The 7,647-nt window shown below is 26.2% G+C and carries 7 protein-coding genes; 3 read left to right on the top strand and 4 right to left on the bottom strand.

The genetic code is table 11. From position 1 onward, the window contains the following. Positions 1-150: 150 nt before the first annotated feature. Positions 151-873, bottom strand: coding sequence for a LytR/AlgR family response regulator transcription factor (locus QK892_RS15020; protein WP_317274364.1), 723 nt, complete (start codon positions 871-873; stop codon positions 151-153). 311 nt (positions 874-1,184) lie between these two features. On the opposite strand from QK892_RS15020, the gene QK892_RS15015 reads away from it, so the two are divergent. Both QK892_RS15015 and QK892_RS15010 read left to right on the top strand, forming a co-directional pair. Further along, entirely contained in the window at positions 1,185-1,601 is a 417-nt protein-coding gene (locus QK892_RS15015) for a flavodoxin (protein ID WP_317274363.1), read from the top strand. Between the two features lie 332 nt (positions 1,602-1,933). Further along, positions 1,934-2,671, top strand: a complete 738-nt coding sequence (locus QK892_RS15010) for a 3'-5' exonuclease (RefSeq protein WP_317274362.1) — start codon at positions 1,934-1,936, stop codon at positions 2,669-2,671. 325 nt (positions 2,672-2,996) lie between these two features. On the opposite strand, the gene QK892_RS15005 is transcribed toward QK892_RS15010, so the two are convergent. Beyond that, the gene (locus QK892_RS15005; protein ID WP_317274361.1) at positions 2,997-4,349 is read right to left on the bottom strand and encodes a DUF11 domain-containing protein; all 1,353 of its coding nucleotides are present in this window, start codon (positions 4,347-4,349) and stop codon (positions 2,997-2,999) included. Positions 4,350-4,802: 453 nt separating this feature from the next. Then, a complete protein-coding gene (gene mutT, locus QK892_RS15000; protein ID WP_317274360.1) occupies positions 4,803-5,186 on the bottom strand; it encodes an 8-oxo-dGTP diphosphatase MutT in 384 nt (127 codons plus the stop codon). Positions 5,187-5,387: 201 nt separating this feature from the next. Here mutT and QK892_RS14995 point away from each other — a divergent pair, with 201 nt between their 5' ends. Continuing rightward, on the top strand, positions 5,388-6,254 hold the full coding sequence (locus tag QK892_RS14995; RefSeq protein WP_317274359.1) for an AraC family transcriptional regulator: 867 nt from the start codon (positions 5,388-5,390) through the stop codon (positions 6,252-6,254). Positions 6,255-6,311: 57 nt separating this feature from the next. On the opposite strand, the gene melA is transcribed toward QK892_RS14995, so the two are convergent. Next, positions 6,312-7,634 (bottom strand): alpha-glucosidase/alpha-galactosidase, encoded by a 1,323-nt coding sequence (gene melA, locus QK892_RS14990; protein WP_317274365.1) that lies wholly within the window; start codon positions 7,632-7,634, stop codon positions 6,312-6,314. Positions 7,635-7,647 lie beyond the last annotated feature (13 nt).

Raw genomic sequence — 7,647 nt, 5'->3', positions numbered from 1 at the left:
AAATTATAGTCATTATTCCACTATATACTTTAATATATTTCTTATGTTTATGTTCCATTATTCTATTAAAAAAATAAATTAATAAACTAGCACTAATAAACTCACATATCATTTCAACTATAAATATAATGCTCATAGCTTTTTCAATCCTTATTCACAAATATAATTAATAAAAATATCATTTACTTCTTTATACTTTCCCCTACTAATAGGTATTTTAACTCCATTTTCTAATAACACATTATCTTTTTTTATTGATTTTATATGTTTAACATTTACTATATAAGATCTATGACATCTTATAAAATATTCCTTTGGAAGCATCTTCTCTATATCACTTATATTTTTTCTAAGTGTCACTTTTTCAGTCCTTGTATGAATATCTATATAAGGCGAAAACATAATAAAATAATATATTTCATTATAATCTAACTTTATAATTTTTTTTGCTGTTTCTAAAATAAGTGAATTCTTTTCATCTTCTTTACTTATTCTATCTAATGTACTATTCAAACAATAATATAAATCATTTTGTTTTATAGGTTTTAATAAATATTGTAGTGCACGAACTTTATATCCATGTAATGCATATTTAAAAAACCCTGTTACAAATACAATATCAATATTTTTATTTTTCTCTCTAATTATATTCGACAATTCAATTCCTGACATTTTACCTAACTTTATATCTAAAAATATAATGTCATACTTATCATAATCTGCCCATTCAAATAAAAATGCTTCTGCTGTAGTAAAATTATGAATTGATATATTAACATTTCTTCCCTTAGCCCATTCTTTTATTTGATTATTAAGTAAATCAATTTGTACAACTTGGTCTTCACATATAGCTATCCTCATTGATATAATCATCCCTCCAACTTTTAGATACTATATTACTACTATACTTATTTAATTAATTTCTAATATAAATTTCTTATTACCAATATACTAATTAATTGTATATTATATTATCTTAATAAGAAATCTCATTATTATAACTTAAAACCATAGTAAATGTAAATTAAGTTCATACTAAATTCATCATATTTTTAATAATTCATTAATATTAAACTTTTCTATTATATATTTAATATCTAATACTTGACAAGAAAATCTCTATATCATATACTTTAATTGATAATAATTATCATTATTAATAACGGGTTGAAGGGAGTTTTTTTATGAAAATAATATTTTATTCTGATACAGGCAATACTGAAAAAATGGCGTATTTAATTAAAGAAGGGATCGAACAAGCAGGAAAAAGTGCAGATGTTATAAACGTTTCCGATGTTAATGTAGAGGATGTATTAAAAGATGATATACTTATACTTGGTTGTCCTTCTAAAGGTAATGAAGTTCTTGAAGAATCTGAATTTGAGCCTTTTATAGAAGAAATTTCTACTAAAGTTTCAGGTAAAAAAGTTGCTCTTTTTGGCTCTTATGGCTGGGGAGATGGCGAATGGATGAGAGATTTTGAGGAAAGAATGAAAGGTTACGGATGTACTATTATTGATACACCATTAATAATACAAGAGGAACCCGAAGATGATGATGAGAACTGTATAAATTTAGGTAAGAAAATAGCTTCTGTATAAAATTTAAATAAATTGCATAGTGCTATATATACAAGTTGTAAACTATGTCCTCCATTTTTTACTCAGTATATATTTAATATAAAACCAGAATAAAGTAAGAAAATTTCAATTTACTTTATTCTGGTTTTTCCTTTTAAAAAAATTGACCCTTTTCCTATAGATAGGCTTTCTTTTACGAATGTCTACTATATATGTTCCATATTGATTTCTGTATTTTTTATAACAATTTTGTTTAAAATGTAAGTATTAATACTCTATCTAAACAATTAATAAAAACATTTAAATTGCAAATCTAACTAACATAATTTTTTAATAATACAAAGGAGTATATTTTGAAATATATTATATTTGATTTAGAATTTAATCAAAGCTCTAATAAGGAAGATAAACTTGCTCAATTGCCCTTTGAAATAATACAAATTGGAGCGTTAAAACTTGATGAAGACTTTAAAACTATTTCAATTTTTAATGAATTAGTGAAACCTATTGTTTATAAAAGTATTCTTCCTTACATTCAAGATTTAACAAATATTACTAATGAAATGATTTCTTCAGCCAAAGAATTTACAAGCATTTATTATGACTTTATGAATTTTATTGGAAATGAAGATACAACATTTGTTATTTGGGGGCTTGTAGACTTAAGAGAGTTATATAAAGCTATTGTTTACTTTAACCTTACAACTAAAAATTTTCCTAAACATTATATAGACATTCAAGATTATGCTAGTAAATATTTTAAATTCACAGCTGGAAAAAGGATTGGATTAAAAAACGCACTAGATTTTCTAAATATACATATAGAACTTGAATTTCATAATGCTTTTAATGATGCTTATTATACTGCTGAGGTATTTAAAAAATTATATACTGATTCAATAGAAATTAAAGACTATACTTATACACCTATAAGAATAAAATCGGAGCCTAAAAAGATAGTTAATTATAATGCCTTAATTCTTCAAATTGAAAAAATGTATAATAAAAAATTAACATCTGAAGAAATCAGCATGGTGAAATTAGCATATAATATGGGCAAAACTAATCAATTTCTGATAAATTTAAAATAAAGCAATATGATATTTCACTTATATCATATTGCTTTAAAATTTTTAATAAGGATATATTAATTTTAGCATAAATTTATTACTTGAACTTTATAAACTACTGTTATTATTTGTTCAGGTATCATAGTATTTAAATTAAATGCTGCACATGTAATATAAGAAGGATAAATAGTGATAATTGAATATTGCAAACTTATAGATAATGTTATTGGATTGTCTACTTATTAATGTGGCTATGAAATTAATTACTATTGTTGTACCTTCAGAACTATATCTTTAAATATAAGATTTTTTTGAATGGCTTTCCTAGCATTATACATAACAAAATTTAGGTTATTATATTACTTGATCTTATGCTAGTTCTAACTATATTACTTGTTAATACACCATCCATATACGGTAATGCTGGTATTAATTGATATTTAAATGTTATATTGGCTTTATTGATAATTTGTGGTAGGGTCGGAGGTGATGTCACAGTTGCCTTAAACATTACCACCACATTTTTATCAGGTAAAACATCATTTATTAAAAATCCTGAATTAGGATTAAAGTCTGATTTACTTACTCCGTCTAAAACTACAGAACCATTAACAAAGGTAACACCACTTGGAAGTATATCTACCAAATTAATACTTGATAAAGTTACTGTTCCAGTATTAGTGGCTATAATTGTATAATCAAGTACATCTCCTATAGTTGCATAAGATTTATTTACAGCTTTAGTTAAATTAGCAGAATAACTATTAATAATTGTTGTTACTGTATTAGAATTAACTGTTTTAGATATAGGCTGCTCAGCTTGATCTACACAATAACTGTAAGAAAGTGAAACACTATTTTTTATAGTATTAGGTTTTGGTAAGCTATTTACCTTTACTTTAAACTCAAGATTTACAATTTGACCTATATATATTGTTCCTAAAGTAAATCCATTTTGTGGATTATAATTAGGTCCGCTAACACCATTTACTATTACAGATCCAGAAACTAAACATACTTCTTGTGGTAAAAAATCTGTAAAAAAGGTATTTATGACAGTTGAGTTACCATTATTGGTCGCTGTAAATGAATAAGTTAAAATATCATTAACAACAGCATATTCCTTATCTACACTTTCAACTAAATCTATTTTAGCAACTGGTATATAGGTTCTTATTTCATTTGAATATATTGTTTTAGTAATTATTGGACTATCTGGACTTTGCTTAAAGGCTAGTGTAACTTCTGAAGTATTTGCAATATATCCTACTTTAGAATACTCTCTTATTTTAACAGCAAATACTATAGTTGTTATATCTCCTGGATGCATATCTGGAACTTGAAATTGATTACTTGGATTATAGGCTTGATAATTTATCCAATTAATATATACTGTTCCTTCAATAAACTCTAAAAATGTTCCAATAAAATCTGCAAAACTTATATTAGTTAAATTTACATTTCCTATATTCTGAATAGTAGTTGTATAAATTAAATAATCATTTACCTGTGCATAGGTTTTATCTACAGATTTTATAACAAAATATTTTGCTTCATTAGTTGCTATTATATTTGTATCTTTTGCATATCCTTGAACTCCATCTGCTAATAATTGAACTCCTTCTTCACTTCCCGAATCTGTTAAGTTAAGTGGATCTGCCACATTCATAACTACTGAAAACCGCTCTCCTATTGTCATATTTTTTGTCTCCCTTTCAATTTTATATAAATTAAATAAACTTTATAATAATAACCTATTATTAATATATTAAGTATGATTTTTATTTGTTCCTCAGTTATTTATTTAATAGAATAGAGTAAAAATATAAGCCACTAATTATATTCTTATCCTTATAATTAGCGGCTTGACAATATAGTAAGAGTAAGGCATTTCTAAACTATTAGATAATCTATTTTTAGAGTATCCCTTGCTCTGTATTTAAACATCTCTTTTTATCTACAAATTTATTTATCTTTATTTTCTCATTAATTATTTGAGTGAAAACTATGTTACTACTTGATATTTCACTTATTATTGGACTCAAAGGCGATAATCTATATTTGAAGTATACTCTGCACTTATTTAAAGCATACATATTAACACCTTATTTCCTAGGAAATATTATCTAAATATAGTTCCACACTAAACAATTCATCTTATTAATAATTCTTGAACAACTTCTATATCTGCTGGTACCCATACTTGTGATGATAATTCATTTAATAAAACCCACTTAGCATCATTATGTGCATTTAAATTAAGTTTACCCCCACATATTTCACAAATAAAACAATGCATAGTTAAATGAAAATCAGGATAATCATACTCTACTGTTGTTAGATATTCTAGATTATTAATATCCAGCTCCAGTTCTTCCTTAATTTCTCTTTTTAATGCCTCTTCTTTTGTTTCTCCGCACTCTATCTTGCCACCTGGAAACTCCCACATATTTTCGAATTCACCAGAGTTTCTCCTAGTTATAAATATTTTATCACCTTTTTTAATTATTGCTGCAACTACCTCTATTACTCTCATACTTTTGTTTCCTTTATTTTATAATATTTGATACTTAATTATCTTATAAACTAGCAAGATCTGTCTATCAAAAAATATTTTTTATCTTAATATTTAAATTCATTTAATTACTTGTTATATGTATCTCTTGAATTTTATTATTCTACAAATTAAAATAATAGGTATGAATACCATTTATTTACATTTTGATATTAGATAGGAGTGATTCTTATACTTGATGCATACTTTTTAGAAAATAATAATAGAAACTTTAATGATATGTACCTTTGGTATTGTGGTTTTGAAAAATGCTCTCCTGAACATTCTTTTGGTCCTGCAGTAAGACCAAATTATTTGCTTCATTACGTTCTTGATGGAAAAGGGTATTATTATGTAGACAACAAAAAATATACCGTTTGTAAAAATCAAGGTTTTTTAATTGCTCCCAATGTAGTTACTTTTTATCATGCTGACAATTCTGATCCTTGGACTTATCTGTGGCTTGGAATTGATGGAAATAAAGTAGAATTTTATTTAAAATCGGTTGGATTAGATGAAAATAATTTAATTTTCACCTCTGAATCAAATGATGAGCTCAAAGGATATGTTATGGAAATGTTAAAACACCATAAAATTACACCTTATGATTCTTTTAAAATAGAAGGCCTTTTATACTTATTTTTCTCTAATCTAGCTAAGTATAATAACAGTGTTTCTTTTAATAATGAAAATGCATCTAGGAATATGTATATAAATAAAGCTATGGAATTTATTCAACATAATTATTTTTCGTCAATTAAGGTTGCTGATATTGCTAATTATGTTTGCTTAAATAGAAGTTATTTAACCTCTATATTTCAAAAACAATTAAATATGTCTCCTCAACAATTTTTAATGGAGTATAGAATAAGAAAAGGCGCTGATCTTTTAATAACAACTGACTTATCAATTAGAAGTATTTCTTATTCCTGCGGTTATACTGATTCATCAACATTCTCGAAAGCCTTTAAAAAATTAAAAGGTATTAGTCCAAATGAATATAGATTAAACAAAAAATTTTCTACAAGTAAGCTTCTAGCAATAGATTAACTTTATTACAATTATTAGAGAGAAAAATCAGTTATCTTGATTTTTCTCTCTTTTATATTATTTATAGTCTTTCATATACTCTCCATGTGCTTCAATCATTTCATCACACATTTTAACTATATCATCAATTGAAAGCTCTGCTGCTGTATGAGGATCTAACATTGCAGCTTGATAAATTTTGCTTTTATCCTTTGTTACTGCTGCTTCTATAGTTAATAATTGAGCATTAATATTAGTCATATTCATAGCTGCTAATTGTGTTGGTAACTTCCCTACATAAGTTGGATGTATTCCCATATTATCAACTAAGCACGGCACTTCAACACACGCTTCATTAGGTAAGTTTTCTATTAAATTATTATTAAGAACATTTCCCCCTATTTTATATGGGTTCCCTGTCACTATGGCTTCCATAATATATGAAGCATATTCTAATGATCTTTCATGAGTAATTTTACCATCATTTAAGATTCTTTCCTTTTCATCTTTCCATCTTTTTATTTGGTTAATACATCTTCTTGGATATTCATCTAGAGGAATATTAAAGTCTTCTATTAAATTAGGATATTTTGATTTTATGAAAAATGGATTATATTCTGCATTATGCTCACTTGATTCAGTACAATAATATCCTAAGTGCTTTATATATTCATATCTAACCATATCATTATGCTTCTCAGATGAGTTTTTTTCTAATGCTCTCTTCTTTATTTCTGGATATAAATCATTTCCATTACTATCATATATCTCTAAAAGCCATCCCATATGATTTATTCCTGCAATTAGCTCTTTCCTTCCCTCAAGTTTATCTTCCATTCCTAAGTCTTTTAATAAATGCTCTGAGCAAACTTGAACACTATGGCAAAGTCCTACCGTTTTTATTTTTGTATATCTTAACATAAATCCAGTTAACATAGCCATAGGGTTAGTGTAATTTAATAAATAAGCATTAGGACAAACTTCTTCCATATCTCTTGCAAATTCTTGCATTACTGGAATCGTTCTAAGAGCTCTCATTATTCCACCAATTCCCATTGTATCTGCAATAGTTTGTTTTAAACCATATTTCTTTGGAATTTCAAAATCTATTACAGTTGAAGGTTCATATCCACCAACTTGGATAGCATTTACCACAAAATCTGCATCTCTTAATGCTTCTTTCCTGTTATCTATACCTAAATAACTCTTTATTTTAGCTCTTCCAGCATTAACATTATTGTTAAGAGCTGCTAACATTATTTCACTTTCCTCTAACCTATCCTTATCTATGTCATACAAAGCTATTTCACTTTCACATAATACTGGTGTACGCATACAATCTCCTAAGACATTCTTTGCAAAGATTGTACTCCCTGCTCCTAAAAAGGTTATCTTCATAATTTAATCCTCCTAT

Source organism: Clostridium lamae, assembly GCF_033043255.1.
Classification (GTDB): Bacteria; Bacillota; Clostridia; order Clostridiales; family Clostridiaceae; genus Clostridium; species Clostridium lamae.
The sequence above is the reverse complement of the archived record's forward strand: the minus strand, read 5'-3'. Positions and strand labels throughout refer to the sequence as shown.